14 protein-coding genes are annotated in these 15,583 nt (G+C 70.7%); 4 read left to right on the forward strand and 10 right to left on the reverse strand.

Annotation, left to right across the window (positions count from 1 at the left end; translation table 11 throughout):
• Nucleotides 1-5: 5 nt before the first annotated feature.
• Nucleotides 6-2,567, reverse strand: coding sequence for a glycoside hydrolase family 2 protein (locus tag BMY97_RS18245; RefSeq protein WP_091618065.1), 2,562 nt, complete (start codon nucleotides 2,565-2,567; stop codon nucleotides 6-8).
• 13 nt (nucleotides 2,568-2,580) lie between these two features.
• Nucleotides 2,581-3,807 carry an MFS transporter gene (locus tag BMY97_RS18250; protein WP_091618066.1) on the reverse strand — a complete coding sequence of 409 codons (1,227 nt, stop codon included), beginning with the start codon at nucleotides 3,805-3,807 and terminating at the stop codon, nucleotides 2,581-2,583.
• 69 nt (nucleotides 3,808-3,876) lie between these two features.
• Here BMY97_RS18250 and BMY97_RS18255 point away from each other — a divergent pair, with 69 nt between their 5' ends.
• Nucleotides 3,877-4,467 carry a TetR/AcrR family transcriptional regulator gene (locus BMY97_RS18255; RefSeq protein WP_091618067.1) on the forward strand — a complete coding sequence of 197 codons (591 nt, stop codon included), beginning with the start codon at nucleotides 3,877-3,879 and terminating at the stop codon, nucleotides 4,465-4,467.
• A gap of 93 nt (nucleotides 4,468-4,560) precedes the next feature.
• Here the strand turns inward: BMY97_RS18255 and BMY97_RS18260 are convergent, their stop codons facing one another.
• The 4 genes from BMY97_RS18260 to BMY97_RS18270 all read right to left on the reverse strand — a co-directional run bounded on the left by BMY97_RS18260 (nucleotide 4,561) and on the right by BMY97_RS18270 (nucleotide 7,679).
• The gene (locus tag BMY97_RS18260) at nucleotides 4,561-5,319 is read right to left on the reverse strand and encodes a hypothetical protein (RefSeq protein WP_218156803.1); all 759 of its coding nucleotides are present in this window, start codon (nucleotides 5,317-5,319) and stop codon (nucleotides 4,561-4,563) included.
• Nucleotides 5,320-5,337: 18 nt separating this feature from the next.
• On the reverse strand, nucleotides 5,338-5,541 hold the full coding sequence (locus BMY97_RS47770) for a hypothetical protein (protein WP_218156804.1): 204 nt from the start codon (nucleotides 5,539-5,541) through the stop codon (nucleotides 5,338-5,340).
• A 71-nt stretch (nucleotides 5,542-5,612) separates the two neighbouring features.
• Nucleotides 5,613-6,806 carry a glycoside hydrolase family 64 protein gene (locus tag BMY97_RS18265; RefSeq protein WP_091618068.1) on the reverse strand — a complete coding sequence of 398 codons (1,194 nt, stop codon included), beginning with the start codon at nucleotides 6,804-6,806 and terminating at the stop codon, nucleotides 5,613-5,615.
• 189 nt (nucleotides 6,807-6,995) lie between these two features.
• Nucleotides 6,996-7,679: a TetR/AcrR family transcriptional regulator gene (locus BMY97_RS18270; RefSeq protein ID WP_091618069.1), complete on the reverse strand. Its 684-nt coding sequence runs from the start codon at nucleotides 7,677-7,679 to the stop codon at nucleotides 6,996-6,998.
• A gap of 138 nt (nucleotides 7,680-7,817) precedes the next feature.
• Here BMY97_RS18270 and BMY97_RS18275 point away from each other — a divergent pair, with 138 nt between their 5' ends.
• Nucleotides 7,818-10,514, forward strand: a complete 2,697-nt coding sequence (locus BMY97_RS18275; RefSeq protein WP_281246906.1) for an NPCBM/NEW2 domain-containing protein — start codon at nucleotides 7,818-7,820, stop codon at nucleotides 10,512-10,514.
• Between the two features lie 243 nt (nucleotides 10,515-10,757).
• Here BMY97_RS18275 and BMY97_RS18280 read toward each other — a convergent pair whose 3' ends face one another.
• Nucleotides 10,758-11,579 (reverse strand): class I SAM-dependent methyltransferase, encoded by an 822-nt coding sequence (locus tag BMY97_RS18280; RefSeq protein ID WP_091618071.1) that lies wholly within the window; start codon nucleotides 11,577-11,579, stop codon nucleotides 10,758-10,760.
• Nucleotides 11,576-12,043 (reverse strand): GbsR/MarR family transcriptional regulator, encoded by a 468-nt coding sequence (locus BMY97_RS18285; RefSeq protein ID WP_218156806.1) that lies wholly within the window; start codon nucleotides 12,041-12,043, stop codon nucleotides 11,576-11,578. Before BMY97_RS18285 ends, BMY97_RS18280 begins: the two co-directional genes overlap by 4 nt.
• A 134-nt stretch (nucleotides 12,044-12,177) precedes the next feature.
• Between BMY97_RS18285 and BMY97_RS18290 the strand changes: the two genes are divergently transcribed.
• Both BMY97_RS18290 and BMY97_RS18295 read left to right on the forward strand, forming a co-directional pair.
• Nucleotides 12,178-12,768 (forward strand): DivIVA domain-containing protein, encoded by a 591-nt coding sequence (locus BMY97_RS18290; protein WP_143086223.1) that lies wholly within the window; start codon nucleotides 12,178-12,180, stop codon nucleotides 12,766-12,768.
• A 226-nt stretch (nucleotides 12,769-12,994) separates the two neighbouring features.
• A complete protein-coding gene (locus tag BMY97_RS18295; RefSeq protein ID WP_177231413.1) occupies nucleotides 12,995-13,210 on the forward strand; it encodes a DUF2255 family protein in 216 nt (71 codons plus the stop codon).
• A gap of 93 nt (nucleotides 13,211-13,303) precedes the next feature.
• Here the strand turns inward: BMY97_RS18295 and BMY97_RS18300 are convergent, their stop codons facing one another.
• Both BMY97_RS18300 and BMY97_RS18305 read right to left on the reverse strand, forming a co-directional pair.
• Entirely contained in the window at nucleotides 13,304-14,524 is a 1,221-nt protein-coding gene (locus BMY97_RS18300) for a cytochrome P450 (protein ID WP_177231414.1), read from the reverse strand.
• A 78-nt stretch (nucleotides 14,525-14,602) separates the two neighbouring features.
• Entirely contained in the window at nucleotides 14,603-15,544 is a 942-nt protein-coding gene (locus BMY97_RS18305; RefSeq protein ID WP_091618073.1) for a LysR family transcriptional regulator, read from the reverse strand.
• Nucleotides 15,545-15,583 lie beyond the last annotated feature (39 nt).

Raw genomic sequence — 15,583 nt, forward strand, 5'->3', positions numbered from 1 at the left:
TCCGTTCAGCCGCGAGCCTGCCAGGCCCGCACCTCGATGCCCGCCGGATCGAACTCGTCCGTCAGGCCGGTTACCTCGATCGTGGCGGTCTCGCCGTCGCGCAGGTCGAGGTAATTGGTGTGGAACCGGGTCCCGGGCGCGGGCGTGAGCGCGTGCACGAAGTAGGCGAACCCCGCGGCGGTGATCTTCAGCGAGGCCGCGCCCGGCCCGGTTCGGGTGACGGCGACGTCGAGTCCGGGCTCGCCGAACGGAATGTCCTTGATCTCGGCGAAGAACAGCCGGTTCGACGGGAACCCGCCCTCGGCCCAGGCGTACCGGTCCGCGGTCAGCTCCAGGCTTTCGCCGGTCCACACCACGCGGGAGTCCCCGGGTGCGACGGTCACGGTGACGTCCTCGCGGAGGTGCTCCGTGCCGTCGAAGCCGCCGATGGTGACGGTCGCGGTGGTGGTGACCTCGGCGCGGCCGCTGTTGCTCAGCCACAACTCGAGGCGGTCGCCGTCCCGGCGGAAACTCGCCAGCACCGGCGCGAACGCCCGGGACAGGTAGTGGTAGGCCGCCTTCGGCACCAGGTCGTGGTCGACCACCGACCAGCTGAAGCCGGGCCAGACGTCGTTGAACTGCCAGACCAGCGTGCCGTTGCAGTGCGGCTGCCGGCGGCGGTAGTGCTCGACGCCGAACTTCAGCCCTTCCGCCTGCGAGACCATGGTGAAGTCCACGTACTGCTCGATCGTCTCGGGCAGGCCCGTCACGATCCGCAGCACCGCGTCGTGCTTGTTCTTCAGGCTGTCCTTGTTGTGGTGGTCGAACGATCCACTGTGGACGTACAGCTGGCCGGCCGGCAGGCACCGGCGCAGGGTGGCGAGCTCGGGCGAGGCGTGGATGCCGAACTCGCTGATGAACTTGCCCCGGTCGTCGGCGTAACGGCGGTAGTGCCGCGCGTCGCCCGGGTCGTCGTACGTGCGGGCGTCCGCGCCGAAGTTGACGCCGTGCCACACCTCCCAGGCATGCCGGTCGCCGTCACCGGCCCCGTTGACGGCCGCGACGCCCTCGCCGGCGTCCACCCCCCACGGGCTGCCCGGCCAGTACGGGGTCCGGCCGTCGAACTCGGCCACGGCATCGGGCAGGACGCGGTGGAAGAACTCGTACCCCCAGTCGCCCGGCTCGTGGTTCCCGTAGGCCACCCCGTGCAGCATCTGCACTTCGTTGTTGCCGCACCACAACGCCAGGCTCGGGTGGTTGCGCAGCCGCTTGACCTGGTACTCGGCCTCCCGGGCCACCTCGTCCGCGAGCGTGCGGTCGCTTTCCGGGTAGTCGGTGCAGGCGAACAGGAAATCCTGCCACACCAGCACGCCCTGCTCGTCACACGCGTCGTAGAAGGCGTCCTGCTCGTAGATGCCGCCGCCCCAGACCCGCAGCATGGTCATGCCGCCGTCGCGGGCCAGCCCGACCAGGGCGCGCACCCGCTCCGGCGCGACCGAGCCGACCAGCATGTCCGAGGGCAGCCAGTTCGCCCCGCGGGCGAAGATCGGCACGTCGTTCAGAATGAAGCGGAACCGGTTCCCGCCCTCGGGATCGGCCCCGCGATCCAAGACGATGGTGCGCAGCCCGACGCGATCGGTCACGCTGTCCACGGCCTCGCCGTCCGCCAGCAACGTGATCGCCACCTCGTACCGAGCCGGTTCGCCGAGGTCGTGGGTCCACCACAGCTCCGCGTCCGGCACGGTGATCATGCGGTGCGCGCGGCCGTCCGACACCGGCAGCTCCGCGGTCGTGCTCCGGCCGGACGGCGCGGTGAGCACCACCCTCGCGAGGAGACCGGCGTCCACATCGGACGGTCCGGCCTCGACCAGCACGCCCACCGTCGCCGATCCGTCCGCGGCGATCGCATGCGTGCGGATGTGGTGCCCGGTGAGCACGGCGGTCCGGTCGACGCGCAGCTCGACCGGTCGCCAGATGCCGATCGACGGCACTCGCGGGCCGAAATCCCAGCCCCAGGAGAACGCGGCTTTGCGACGCTGGGACGCGACCGGCATGACCGACAGCATGGTGCCCTCGGACGGCGTCTCCTCCGCTGCGCTGAGCGAGGCGAAGGCCGGGTCCTCGGCGAAGCGGGCGAACACCGCGTCCAGCCGCTCCTGCAGCGCGGCCCCGGCCACGGACATCCCCAGGCCGTGCAGCGGCGGGGAAAACCGCAGCAGCACCTCGTTGCGCTCGCCGAGCTTGCCGGTGAGGTCGAATTCGGCCGGCCGGAACATGTTCTCGTGATGGCCGAGCGGCTCGCCGTTCAGCCAGATATCCACCACGGTGTCCAGGCCGTGGAACACCAGCCGCGCCCGCCCCTCCCCGGCCGGCCCGCCGAACGAGGCCCGGAACCACCAGTCGCGTTCCTCGATCCAGCGGATGCCGTGTTCGTTGCGGTCGGCGTACGGGTGCTCGATCCGGCCCGCGGCCAGCAGCGACTCGTGGACACCTCCGGGCACCACCGCGGGCAGCCAGCCCGCGGCCGGCAGTGCGGCGGCGTCGAGCCCGACTTCGGTGTCGAGCAGTTCGAAATCGTTGATCTCCAAGGCTTTCTCCTTCTTACCGCATCTCCGGCACGCGCAGGATCGCGACCGCGCCGAGCAGGGCGAGCACACCCAAGGTCAGGTACAACGCCGGAAAGCCGCCGGCGCTCAGCAGCACGGGTGCGACGAACGGCACCAGCGACTGCGGCAGCGTGCCGGCGATGGTGATGATCGCCAGGTTCCGGCCGGCGTTCTCGGTGTCCGGCAGCACCCGCACGCAGAGCGCGAGGTCGACGGCCAGGAAGGTGCCGGTGCCGATCCCGCCCAGGCTCACCGCGGCGAACAGGGTGGCGACGCTGCCGGCCCCGGCCATCAGCACGAGCGAGAGCGCGCCGAGCACGCCGGCGAAGATCACGAACGGCCGCTGCCGTTTGACGGCGTCGGAAAGGTAGCCGGCCACGACGCTGGCCACGGCGATGCTGCCGACGCTGACCAGGCCGGCCTTCAGCAGGACCGGGCCGACCTCGGCGGCCCCGAAACCGAGGCGCTGCATCAGGAAGAACGCGTTGTAGCTGGTGGCGGAGTAGGCGCACATGATCAGGAAGCGGACCAGCCAGGCCCAGCCGAGCGCGGGATGCCGCCGCGGGTTGAACCAGAAGGTCGTGAGCACCGTGCGCAGGTCCAGCGGTGGCTTGGGGCTCGTGTCGCGGGGGTCGCGGAACAACAGCACGGCGGCGAGGGTCGCGACGAGCGAGGTGACCGCGACGATCAGCCACTGCCCTGAGCCGCCGGCCGGGAAGGCGTTGGCGAGCACGACGCCGGCGATCGGGCCGATCGCGGTGGCGAGCCCGACCAGCCCGGACACGCCGCCACGGCGCTGCGGCGGGATCTGGTCGGCCACGATCGCGTTGTTCGCGGCGTACTGGAAGTTGGCCGCCGCCTGGGCCAGGCACCACAGCAGCACGACCTGCCAGACCGCGGTGGTCACGGTCATCGCGGCCATGGCGAGGGCGAGGGCCACCGAGCCGGTGAGCATCCAGGTGCGCCGCCGGCCGAGCCTAGTGCGGGTGCGGTCGGAGATGCGCCCGACGATCGGGCCGGACACCGTCGCGCAGAGCGCGCCGAAGCCGGTGACCACGCCGAACGCCGACGTCGCGCCCGAGCCCGCGATCGTGTTCAGGCGCAGGGCGAGCAGCAGCTGGAGCTGGGTCAGCACCGCCATGTTGACGCCGAGCTGGCTGAGCATGATCGCCGGGCCGAATCGGCGCGTCGGCGCGGCCATGCGCACTCCTTCGATCACCATGTTGGCAACGTATACCAAATGGGCACGATTGCCAAATGAAGTTCATTGCCGATCTGGTATGGTTCCCTCATGGGACTTCGGGAGAAGAAGGCGCAGAAGGTCCGCGAGGCGATCTACGACGCGATGATCACGCTCGTCGAGCAGGGCGGCTACGAAGCGGCGACGCTGGAACAGGTGGCCGAGCGGGCGGAAGTGGGGATCTCCACCCTCTACCGCTACTACGCGAACAAGGACGCGATCCTGCTCGACCCGTTCGAGCGCAACATCGGCGGCCTCGCCGACCTGCTCCGCGCCCGTCCCGAGGGCGAGCGCGTGGTGGCCTCTCTCGGCGAGGTCGTGCACTCGGTCGCCGACGTCGACCAGGACGCCCTGGCCCGGCAACGCCGGCTGCGTGCGCAGCTGGATCTCGCGCCAGGCCCCAGGGCGCGGCTCTGGGATGTCCTCCACCGGCAGCGCGTGTCGCTGGAGGACGCGATCGCGGAGCGCAGCGGCCGGGACGACCTGTGGAACGCGGCCGCCGCGCAGCTGACGATCATGGTCATCACGATGACGTTCGACCACGATCGCGAGAGTCTCGACGAGACCACCCCCGCCGACTACGCCGACCGGATCCTCGCCACGCTGCACGGCACCGGAGCACCACTACCGGTCCGGGACTGACGAACCCGGCGTCGGCGCGGATCGCACATCGTCCGAAGTAGACGGACGGTCGCATCGATGGCAGCGCCACCGCCACGCCGAAATCCGGCTGGTTCAGGGCGTGATCGTCACCGGGCCGTGGTGGGTGTCGCCGGTGATCTTCATGGCCGCGAGCGAGGTGGCGCCCGTCGTGGTCCCCGGCATCACGATGTGGCCGAGCGAGACGCCGTTGATGGGGCCGGTCGGTGAGCCGTTGATCCGCGCCGGGGTGGTGCCGGCGTCCCGGACGCGGACGTTCTTCACGGTGACCCCGTTGATCGGCAGGCTGCCCGCCGGATCGCCGATGCCGACGGCCGCCTGGTAGACCGTCGCGTTGGTGAAGGTGACGTTGCTCTGCGGCTGCAGGAAGCCCTGCCCGGCCTTGAGCCCGTAGCAGTAGGTCCAGGACAGCAGGCCGTCGAACGTCACGTCGTCCAGCGGCCGAGGATCCCCGGGGACGGTGCGGAACAGGTCCGTGGCGGCGTCCCAGGTCTTGGTGCTGAACGGGTCGTCCAGGCCGATCCCGACGGCGTTGCCGACCGAGACCCCGGTCGACTCCATCACGTCGATCCCGTCGTGGTGGTCGTAGTGCCCGTCCTCGCCGGTGTAGCGCAGGACCGCGCCGGGCGCGAGGTCCGGCGCGAGGTTGCTGCGCAGGTACGGCGTGCCGACCGTCCACACCCCGGACGGGACGTACACGGTGCCCTGGCCGCCGTTCGCGCTGCCCCAGGCGGCGGCGTTCAGGGCGTTCTGGAATGGGGCCGTCGCAGAGGCCGCGCCGATGGTGGTGTTGTCGAGCTTGCGCACCCTGACCGACGCCGTGCCGCTGCCCATGGCCAGCTGCGCGGTCTCTTAGCCGCGCGTGTGCGTGACGGGCACGTTCTGGCCGTTGACGGTGAGCGCGAATTCCGAGGACGTCGCGTAGATCGAGGGCACCGGGTAGATCTGCAACGGGGCGCCGGCGGCCCGGGCCGGTGCGGCCCCCACGCTCAGCCCCGCCGGCGCGAGCACCGCGGCGATCACGGCAGCGAGGACCGCCCGTGCGCTATTCGGCATCGAACAGCTCCTCGATCAGGGGAAAACGCGGACCGGGGGCGTCTACTGTGGACGCCCCCGGCGGGGCCGGATCAGGAAAGCGACCCCAGCGTCATCGACGCGCTCTGCGGGTTGCCGTCGTTCACCAGCGACTCGAAGTTGCCCACGTCGTCGAAGGCGAAGGCGTAGGCCTTGCCGTCGGCCATCTGCGCGTGCACCTTGCGCGCGTACTGGTTGGTGACGGTGTCCTGGTAGAAGTCCGCGGCGTTGGTGTCCGGCTGGCTGGCCGAGGTGAGCAGGGTGGAGCGGTTGAACCCGGCGCACAGGGTGCGCGAGATCGGGCCGCGCACCAGGTCGTTCGGCGCGTCGAGCAGCTTGTAGCAGCCGAAGATGCTGTCCGCGTCCGGCTTCTGGAACGAAGTGACCGTGGCGCCGGAGGAATCGGTGAAGTTCATGGCGTTGCCCGAAACCCGGCCGAAGTACCGAGTGGACGGCTGGTCCGCGAACGGCGTCACGGTCAGCGTGGCGGAACTGTACTTGCTCCACACCCGGTTGACGTAATCGTCCATGACCGAGGCCGGCAGCGCGCCGGATTCGATCCCGTGCCCGGCCGAAAGGGCGCGCAGCACGTTTCCGCTGCCGTCGGTCTGGATCAGGTTCGCCCAGCCGCCGGGCTGGCCGCGCAACGCGTTCATGAAGTTGCTGAATCCGTTGGGCTTCAGCGCGCCGGTGCTTTTCACCCCGCCGCCGGACGGCGTGATGGCGACCGAATCAGGCGCGGAGAACATGTCGACCTGGGTGCTGTTGAGCCACAGGCCCGAATCGTTGAGGGTGTACTCGGACCAGTTGAACAGGATGTTGTGGTTCGGGTCGGACGGGTTCTGCACGGCGGGCTGGACCAGTCCGCCGGTGGCCAGGAAGAAGTCGAGCTTCTGCCCGTAGGAGAAATAGAGCCGGCCGGAGAACTTCGGGATCCGGATGGTCACCGACTGGCCGTTGGCCGGGCCGGGGATCGAGGCGTCGGGGGCCGGGACCGGCGGCACACTGCCGCCCGGCCACGCGTGGAAGTTCCCGCCGGAATCCGCCCAGCCCTGCTGCCCGGTGCTGAGCAGGGTGCCCAGGTCGTAAAGGTAGACCGGATCGGAGCGGCCGGAATTGTTCGTCACCGTGAGCGGAATCGTCGCGGGCACGGCGGCGTCGGCCGCGGGCACGAAGATGAGCCCCGAAAGGGCCGAAGCGAGCGCGGCCAGCATCACCGCGCCGGTCCGAATGCGTCTTCTGGGCATGGCTGTCTCCTTGGGGCCGTCTGGTTCATACCGGCGGAAGTCCCGGGCGAAGATCGTATTGGCGGTGCGGTACCGCGGTAATCAGGTTGAGCCCGGGACAACGGGTTGTCAACGGTTCCCCGGAAATTGGTCCAGACAAGCTGGGCCGCGCCGATTCCGCGGCACACCGGCCGCATCCACGCCCGGTGGTCAGCGCGGAGTGCCGAGAGTTCCGTTGACGACCGCGCGGAAAACCCACTCCAGCCGGGCCTGCGGCGGTCCGGCCACCAGCTCGCCGCTCAGCGCGGCGATGCGCGGGTATTTCTTCGCCGGGGCCTCGCGCAACTCGGCGACCAGAGCCCGGTGCTCGTCGGTGGCCGAGGCGTTTTCGTGGCGGGCCGACTGTTCCGCGGCGGTCGCGGTGGCCACCTGCAGCAGCACGTCCAATCCCCACGCCGCCTGGGCGTCCGGTGCGCCGCCCTCGTTCAGCAGCGCCAGGATCGCCTCGACCAGCGCGAGGTAGTTCGGCCCGGAGGGACGCGCGACCATGGCCGAGGCGGCCAGCGCCGGATGCTCGAACAGGACCCGCGTGTACGAGTGCAGCACCGCCACCAGCCGGTCCTGCCAAGCCCCCTTGCCACGGACCGGCCGCAGGTCGACGGTACCGAGAAGGTCTTCGAGGATCGCGGCGTGCAGCTCGGCGGTGTTGGCGACGTAGACGTACAGGGAGGCCGCGCCGGTGTCGAGTTCCTGCGCCAGCCGGCGCATCGTGACCCGGTGCAGCCCCTCGGCCTTCATCAAGCGGACCGCCGTGGCGACAATGCCTTCGTAGGTCAGGGCCGGTTTGGCCGGCCGGTCGCGACGGCTGCGCGGGGCAGGGTTCCGTGGGCTCATCCGCGCAGCTTACCGGAACATGTTCGTTCCGAACAAGTTCGACGGGTCGTTCCCTTGTCCCGAGACAACTTGACAGAACCGGACACAAATAAACAAAACTCTTGACGAACTAAACAGGAATAGCGTTCTTTGGATACCGTGAAACCGAGACTGCTGGGTACCACAGCCATCGCGTTCGCGCTGCTCGGAGGCGTTGTCACCGCGCCCTCCGCCGCAGCCGCACCCTCGAATGCCCATGCCTGGACCGTTCGAAGTCCGGGCGGCACCGGCGTGACCGCGGCGTTGAACCTGGACGGCGCCGGCGCGCTGCACCTCGCGGTGGCCAGCGGCGGGTCTCCGGTATTGGCGCCGGGGAAGCTCGGAATCACCACCAGTGCCCACGAATTCGACTCCGGGCTCTCCTTCGCCGGCCGCCGGGACAAGGTCGTGCGCGAGTCCTACGACATGGTCACCGGCAAGCAGCTCGACCGGTCGGCAACCATGAACGAGTCGACGTTCACCTTCCGGACCGCCGACCACGCGTCCTTCGACGTCGTGGTCCGAGCGGCGCGCGACGGGGTGGCGTACCGGTACGTCGTCGGCGGTTCCGGGCCGGTGACCGTGCAAAAGGAAGCCTCCACCTTCGAACTTCCCGCCGACGCGACGGCTTGGGTGCAGCCGTACCAGAGCGCCTACGAGACGGAGCGGACGCAGACCACCGCGGCCACGGCGAACACCGCCGAGCCCAGGACGTGCACCGGCAGCACCTGCTCGTTCGGCTACCCGACGCTGTTCAAGGTGGGGGGCGACTACGCGCTGCTCACCGAGTCCGATGTGGACGGACGGTACTCGGGCACGCACCTCGACCACGTCGACGGCAGCACCGCCTACACCGTCGCGCTGGCCGACAACAAGCCCGTCACCGCACCCGGCCCGCTCGCCACGCCCTGGCGCACGGCGATCGTCGGCAGCCTGGACACCGTGGTGCGCTCCACTCTGGTCGACGACCTCGCCCCGCCCTCGAAGGTGGCGGACACGTCGTGGATCAAGCCCGGTGTCGCGGACTGGTCGTGGCTGACCGGCGGGGTCGACGCCAGCGCCAGCGCGGCCACCCAGCGCTCCTTCATCGACTACGCCGCCGCGCACGGATTGTCGTACACCCTGGTCGACTACGGCTGGCAGGAAAGCGAAATCCCGGACCTGGTCCGTTACGCCCGCGCCCGCGGGGTGGACGTGGTGCTGTGGTTCGCCTGGACCGACCTCGCGACCCAGCAGCAGCGCGACAGCTGGCTGCCGAAGATCAAGTCCTGGGGCGTCGCCGGGGTCAAGGTCGACTACATGGACTCCGACGCCCAATCGCAATTCCAGTGGTACGGCGCCATCCTCGCCGACACCGCGCGGCTGCACCTGATGATCGACTTCCACGGCGCGACCATCCCGCGCGGCCTGCAGCGGACGTGGCCGCAGGTGATGAGCGTCGAAGGCGTGCGCGGCGAGGAGAACGGGCAGAACGCCGACCGCGACATCTTCCTGGCCTTCACCCGCAACATCGTCGGCTCGATGGACTACACGCCGACCTGGTTCTCCCGGCCGAACCGGCAGGACTCGGCCGGCCACGAACTCGCCCAGGCGGTCGTGTTCGAATCCGGCTGGACCCACCTCGGCGACGATCCGGCCGGGTTCGCCACGCAACCGGCCGCCGAGCGCTACTTCGAGCAGCTGCCGACGACCTGGGACGAGACCCGGCTCGCAGCAGGCTCTCCAGAGCAGGACGCGAACGGCAACCGGCAGGTTGTGCTGGCCCGGCGCAACGGCGACCGCTGGTTCGTCGGCGGTCTCCTGGCCGGTCCGGGCGCCACGATGACCACTCCGCTGGGCTTCCTCGGCCGCGGCCGGTGGCTGGTCGAGACCACCAGCGACAGCAACGGCACCCTCACGCGGACCGTCAGCACGCACACGGCCGCGGACACGCTCTCGGTCACGTCCCCGGTCAACGGCGGCTTCGCGGCGATCGCCTGCCCGGCGGCTCCGGGGCGCACCTCCTGCGACAAGCCGGTCGTCACCGCCCCGGCGACGTCGCTGACCCTCACGCCGCAGACCGCGGTGGTGAACCCCGGTTCCAGCCTGTCGGTCGGCGCCGGTTTCACGCTGCCCCAAGGCGCTCCCCTGCACGACGTCCGGCTGGGGCTGGATGCCGCCCGGCTGCCCGCGGGCTGGAAATCGGCCGGCCGTACGGTCTCGGCGGGCACCCTGCCGGCCGGGGCTGTCCTGAGTGGACAGTGGACGGTCACCGTGCCCGCCGGCCAGCAGGGCGCGGTGGTGGAGGTCCCGGTCGTCGCGACCTACGCCCGGCCGGGGGCCGAGCCGATCCACGTCGAGCAGGTCGTCTCGGTCAAGGTGCCCCCGCACGGGACCGTCGCGGTGAGCACGCTGCCCTTCGAGTCCGCGACCAACGGCTGGGGGCCGGTGGAGCGCGACCAGTCCAACGGCGAAACCGGCTCCGGCGACGGCAAGCCGATCACGGTGCACGGCACGGTCTACCCGCGGGGACTCGGCGCGAACGCGGTCAGCGACGTCAAGCTCTTCCTCGGCGGGAGATGCTCGACGTTCACCGCCACCGTCGGCATCGACGACGAGGTCGCCGCTTCGACGCAGGGCTCGGTGACCTTCAGCGTCCTCGGGGACGGTAAAACTCTGAGCAGCACCCCGGTGCTCACCTCCGCCGGCGGTCCGGCGCAGCTCACCGCGAACGTCAGCGGCGCCCAGGAACTCGACCTGGTATTGGGCGACGGCGGCGACGGCACCGCCTTCGACCACGGTGACTGGGCCATGCCGGAGCTGACCTGTCAGGGGTGATCCGGCGGCGCGTCGTCCAACGCCGCCCCTGGCGTCACCAGTGTGCCAGGGCTGCCGGCGACCGGTCACCCGTTCGGCGGCGCTCTCCCGCGCACACTACGGATTTCCTTGGCCCGTTCTGGTTTCCTGGATCTCGAGGCCCCGACCCCGGACCGGGCCGCTTGTCCCCCGGCGCCGGGCACGGCCGGGCCCGCGCGCCCCTGACCCCCAGCAGGCCGCGCGCGGGCCACCCGCCTCGCGGGCTCAACCCCGGGTGAAGCTGTAGCGCATGAATCGCATGGCGTCGCGGGCCGGGGGCACGCGGGCGAGCGCCCGGGTGATCGACCGGGTCACGGCGTTCGCCTGGTACCGGCCGATCAGCTCGACCGCCGATCGCTGATCAGTCAGCCGTAACGGCGGATGAGCCTCGGTGAAGGCGGCGGGTGCGGGCGTCGCCGAGCGGAATCCGGTGTCGGCGCGGCGAATCGACGGTTGCAGCCTCGCGATCGTCTTCACCCACGGGGCGACGCCGTCGAAGACGAGCGAGCCGGCGGTGAAGTGCTCCAGCGCCCGATCGACCAGCCGATCGACGTCCTCGGCGGCGAGGTACATCAGCAGTCCTTCGGCGAGAATCAGCGCGGGCCGGCCGGTCGGAACCTCCTCCCACCACGCGGATCCGGTGACCGAGGACCCCAGGTTGCGCACGCCGTCGATCGGCCCGTACAGGCGTTCGCGCAATTCGATGACGTCGGGATAGTCCACGTCGATCCACTGGGCCGAGGCCGGTCGCGCGATCCGCAACGGCCGGCTGTCCAGTCCGCAGGCCAGGTGCAGCACCAGCCCGCCAGGGTGGGCGGCGAGGAACTCTTCGGTCCAGGCGTCGAACTGGCGGGCCCGGGCCGCGATGAGGGGCGTGTTCCCCTTGAGGCTGCCCAGCTTGGCGAAGTCGTAGTCGATCCGGTCGATGACCTCCTGGGCGTAGGGGTCGCCGAGGATCGGGGTCTCGCGCCGGTTGTCCAGCGCCCGCAGGTAGAGCGCCATCAGAAGGGTTTCCTTCTCCTGGCTCAGGCGGACCTGTTCGGTCATCGGGGCCCTCCGTTTCCGGGCCGGGCGGGTTTCGGGTCCCGCAGCAGCGATCCGACCCAGCGGTAGACCTCCTGCGCGGCGCGTAGCCGGGAGGCGCGGTCGGTGTCGGGGCCCATCAGGGCCAAGCCGTCCTGGAGCACGTCCTCGAAGGCGCTCATCCCTTCGATGCGCCGGCGTATCGCCGTTTCCCAGGCCTGGTCGTCGAGCTGGTAGTACGCGGTACGGTCACCGGCCCGCGTGTAGCGGCGCACCAGCCCGGTCGCCGTCAGCGAGCGGATGTTCGTGGTCATCGACGCCCGGCTCGCCTTGATCCCGGCGGCGATGTCCGCCGCGGACTGCCCGGCCGGCTCGCAGATCATCAGCCAGCCCAGGATGCGTCCGGTGATCGGCGGCAACCCCTCCTGGCGCGCGAAGAAGGCCGAAACCTGCTCCACCCAGTCCCGCGCTCGCTGATCGTCGACCACGTGCCCCTCCAGTCACTGATTACAGTCGTGACTGTAACACATGAATCGGGTCAGGGTTCCACCGAAAGTGCGCTTGTCGCCCCACCATCGGGTTTCGGTTTGCCGGTCTTCGCGCGGTTGCCGACACTCAGCCCATGGAGAACGTGGTTTCCGAATCCGAGGCAGCGCCGGAGTCCGACGTCCGGTTCCCCGTCGTCCTGCGTGGCTACGATCGCCGGCAGGTGGACGAATACGTGCGGGTCGCGGAGAAGCGGCTGGATCGGCACGAGAAGGCCCGCCGGATGGCCGAGCGCAAGCTGGCCAAAGCGCAGGTCCCCACACCCCGGGCCGGGGAAGCGGACCCGGCCCGCGGCCTGGGGCGGCGGATCGAGAAAATCCTCGAAGTGGCCAAGTCCGAGGCCGATGCGATCAAGGAGCAAGCCCGCGAAGAGAGCGGGAAAATCCTTGCGGCAGCAGAGAAAACAGCCGCCGACGCGGACACCGCCCGCGCGGAGACCGAACGCGCCGCCGAACAGGAGGCCCAGCTCATCGTCTCCCGGGCGGAAGAGGAAGCCACCATCATCCGCACCACCCACCAGGCCGCGCTCACCGAACTCGGCCAGATCGCCGCCATCCTCAGCGAACTGCGCAAACGATTCGGCGGCGAGACGGAGACAACAGCCGAGCGCACAGCGGAAGCTGAAAACCCCGAACCTTCGCTGGCCGGTTCGACACAGCCGGGCTGAATTCCACCGCGAACACCGCCGGTGGCCTGGACTGTTCGGTCGCCGTGGATTCCGGCCGGTCCGGCGCTGGCCTTGTCGAAGGTCATCACCGCCACTTCGCTCGCCGGGCGCGTTGCCGTTGCCGGGCGGCGCGAAGGCCGTCTTGACGGGCTGGCGGAGCGGATCGGCGAAAGCGGTGGAATCGCGTTGGCTCTGCCGCTGGACGTGACCGACCGCGAAGCCGTGGTTGCCGCGGCCCTGGAGGTCGAGCGGCGGCTCGGGCGAGGCGGCCGGGGAGCTGGACATCGCGGTCCGGCGGGACACCGGCTGGTACGGCCAGGCCCTGCGCGAACGGCGGGCCCGCATCCGTGTGCCGGGACTGGAAGCCGACGTCACCATCGAGGACATCGGCGACGCGCCGGTCACCGCGCCAAGTACGGGCAGGGCGCGGGCTCCATGGTGACCGACACAGCCATGGCGACCACCCTGCGGCTCGACCCGGAGCAGTAGAGGCTCAGTACTGACCGTCCACAACGGACACATCGGCGGACCGCCGTCACCAGCGCACGGGCAGCTCCCGCAACCCGCCGACGGCCAGGCCTTCGATCCGGCGCAGCTCGGCGGGCGCGACGGCGAGGTCCAGGGCGGGCAGCTTGCGCAGCAGCACTTCCAGGACCACCTGCAGCTCGGTGCGGGCCAGGGGCTGGCCGAGGCAGGCGTGGGCGCCGGCGCCGAACGCGAGGTGCGGGTTCGGGCTGCGGCCCAGGTCCATTCCGGACGCGTCCGCGAACGCGCGCTCGTCGCGGTTGGCCGCGGCCATGCTGCACATCGCGCTGGTCCCGGCCGGCAAAACGGTCCCGGCGACCTCGAAGTCCTCGCTGAGGTAACGCATCATGCCGACGCCGGCGTTGGCGTCCGCCCGCAGGGACTCCTCGACCGCCGTGCGCACCAGCGACGGGTCGGCCAGCAGCCGCTCCCAGCGGCTCCGGTCCGCGAGCAGCATCGCGACCATCTTGGCGATCATGTTGGCGGTGGTCTCGTGCCCGGCGATCAGCAGGCCGATGCCGGTGGCGGACAGCAGCGCGTCGGACCAGCGCTCGCCGTCGTTGCCGGTGTCGACGATCAGCGCGCTGAGGATGTCTTCACCCGGTTCCGCCCGCTTCGCCGCGATGTGCCCGCCCATGTACCGGCCGAACTCCCGCTGCGCCGCGTCGAACTCCTCCTGGGTGTAGCGCGTCATGCTGAGCATCACGTCCGACCAGTGGGCGAACCGGTCACGATCGGTGTCCGGGACGCCGAGCATGTCGCAGATGACCCAGACCGGCAGCGGGAACGCGACGCCGGACTTGAGGTCGCCGGGCGCGCCCTTGGCCACCATCTCGTCGATCAGCTGCTCGGCCATCGCCGCCATGCCGGGCCGCAGGGCGTTCATCCGCTTGGCGGTGAACCACTTGCCGACCCGCCGCCGCCACTTCAGGTGCGGCGCGCCGTACTGGGGCATGACCGACGCCATCTCGCTGTTGAACACCCCGCCCGACTCGGTGTCGGCGACCCGCGCCGCGTTGTCGCCGGGGCCCGGCCGCGTGAACCGCGGGTCGGACAGCAGGCTCTTGACGTCGTCGTAACGGGTGAGCAGGGCGGCCTCGTCGCCGCTGGCGAGCGTCACCGGCGTCACCGGGCGCTCGGCGCGCAGCTCGGCCCACTCGGCGGGCGGCTCGAGCGCGGCGTCCGAGATGAACGGGAACCGGGGCGACTGGCCGGTGTTGCTCTGCGCCATCACGAACTCCTTGTCGGTGAATGTCTGCTGCCGCCCAGCATGGCCGCGCACCGACGTTAAGTCAATCGACTGCTTTAATCACCGAAAGGCCTGACGGGCGCGCAACCACTCCCGGTGGCTGGGGCTGCTGTCGGTGTCGACGCGGTACGCGGCGTCGGCCGCTTCGATCAACGCGCCCGGTTCGCCGCCGAAGACGCCGCCGGCCCGCCACGCGATGAGGTAACGCATCCACAGTGGATCCCCGGCCAGCGGCCGGATCGCGATCTCCGGGGTCGCGGGGAAAGTGACCTGGCAGGGCGAGATCGCCCGGCCGGCCGCGATCAGCCGTTGCAGCGCCCGCAGTTCGGTGCTCCGGTGCGCGACCAACGGCCGGAATCCGGCTGACGCGCAAGCCTCCTCGAAGCATTCCGGCCAGCCGGCGCCGTCCGAGGGGCCGAGCACCCACCGCTCGCCGCCGAGCCCGGCCAGGTCGACCTCCGCGGCGGCGGCCGCCGGATGGCCGGCGGCGAGTGCGACGAACACCGGCTGCACGCCCAGCGGGCGCAGCGTCACCCCCGGCGCCGGGCGCAGCTCGTGGCCGGGGTAGTCGGCCACCACCGCGGCGTCGAGTTCCCCGGCGGCCAGCAGATCGAGCAGCCGCCGCGGCGAGAACTCCGTGGTCACCGAGACCGCCGGGTGCCCGATCCGGTCGGCCAGCTCGACCACCAGCGAGGACCCGATGCCGCCGAGCGCGACCGGCCGTTCGGCGCCGTCCACCAGCCACCGCGACGCGTCCCGGTGCATCGTGTCCGCCGCGGACAGCACGGTCCGCGCGCGGGAGAGCACGCATTCGCCGAATTCGGTCGGCACCACCCCGCGGATGCCGCGGACGAACAGCTTTCCCCCGAAGACGCGTTCGATGCGCTGCACCGAGGCGGTCAAGGCCGGCTGGCTGCTGCCGATTCCGGCCGCGGCGCGGGAAATGCTGCCCGCTTCGGCCACCGCGCACAGGATCCGCAGGTGCCGTAGCTCCACCTCCATTACACCGACCTTATGGCCGCTTGGGATGTCCCGGAAGCC

Source organism: Amycolatopsis saalfeldensis (genome assembly GCF_900110575.1).
GTDB lineage: Bacteria > Actinomycetota > Actinomycetes > Mycobacteriales > Pseudonocardiaceae > Amycolatopsis > Amycolatopsis saalfeldensis.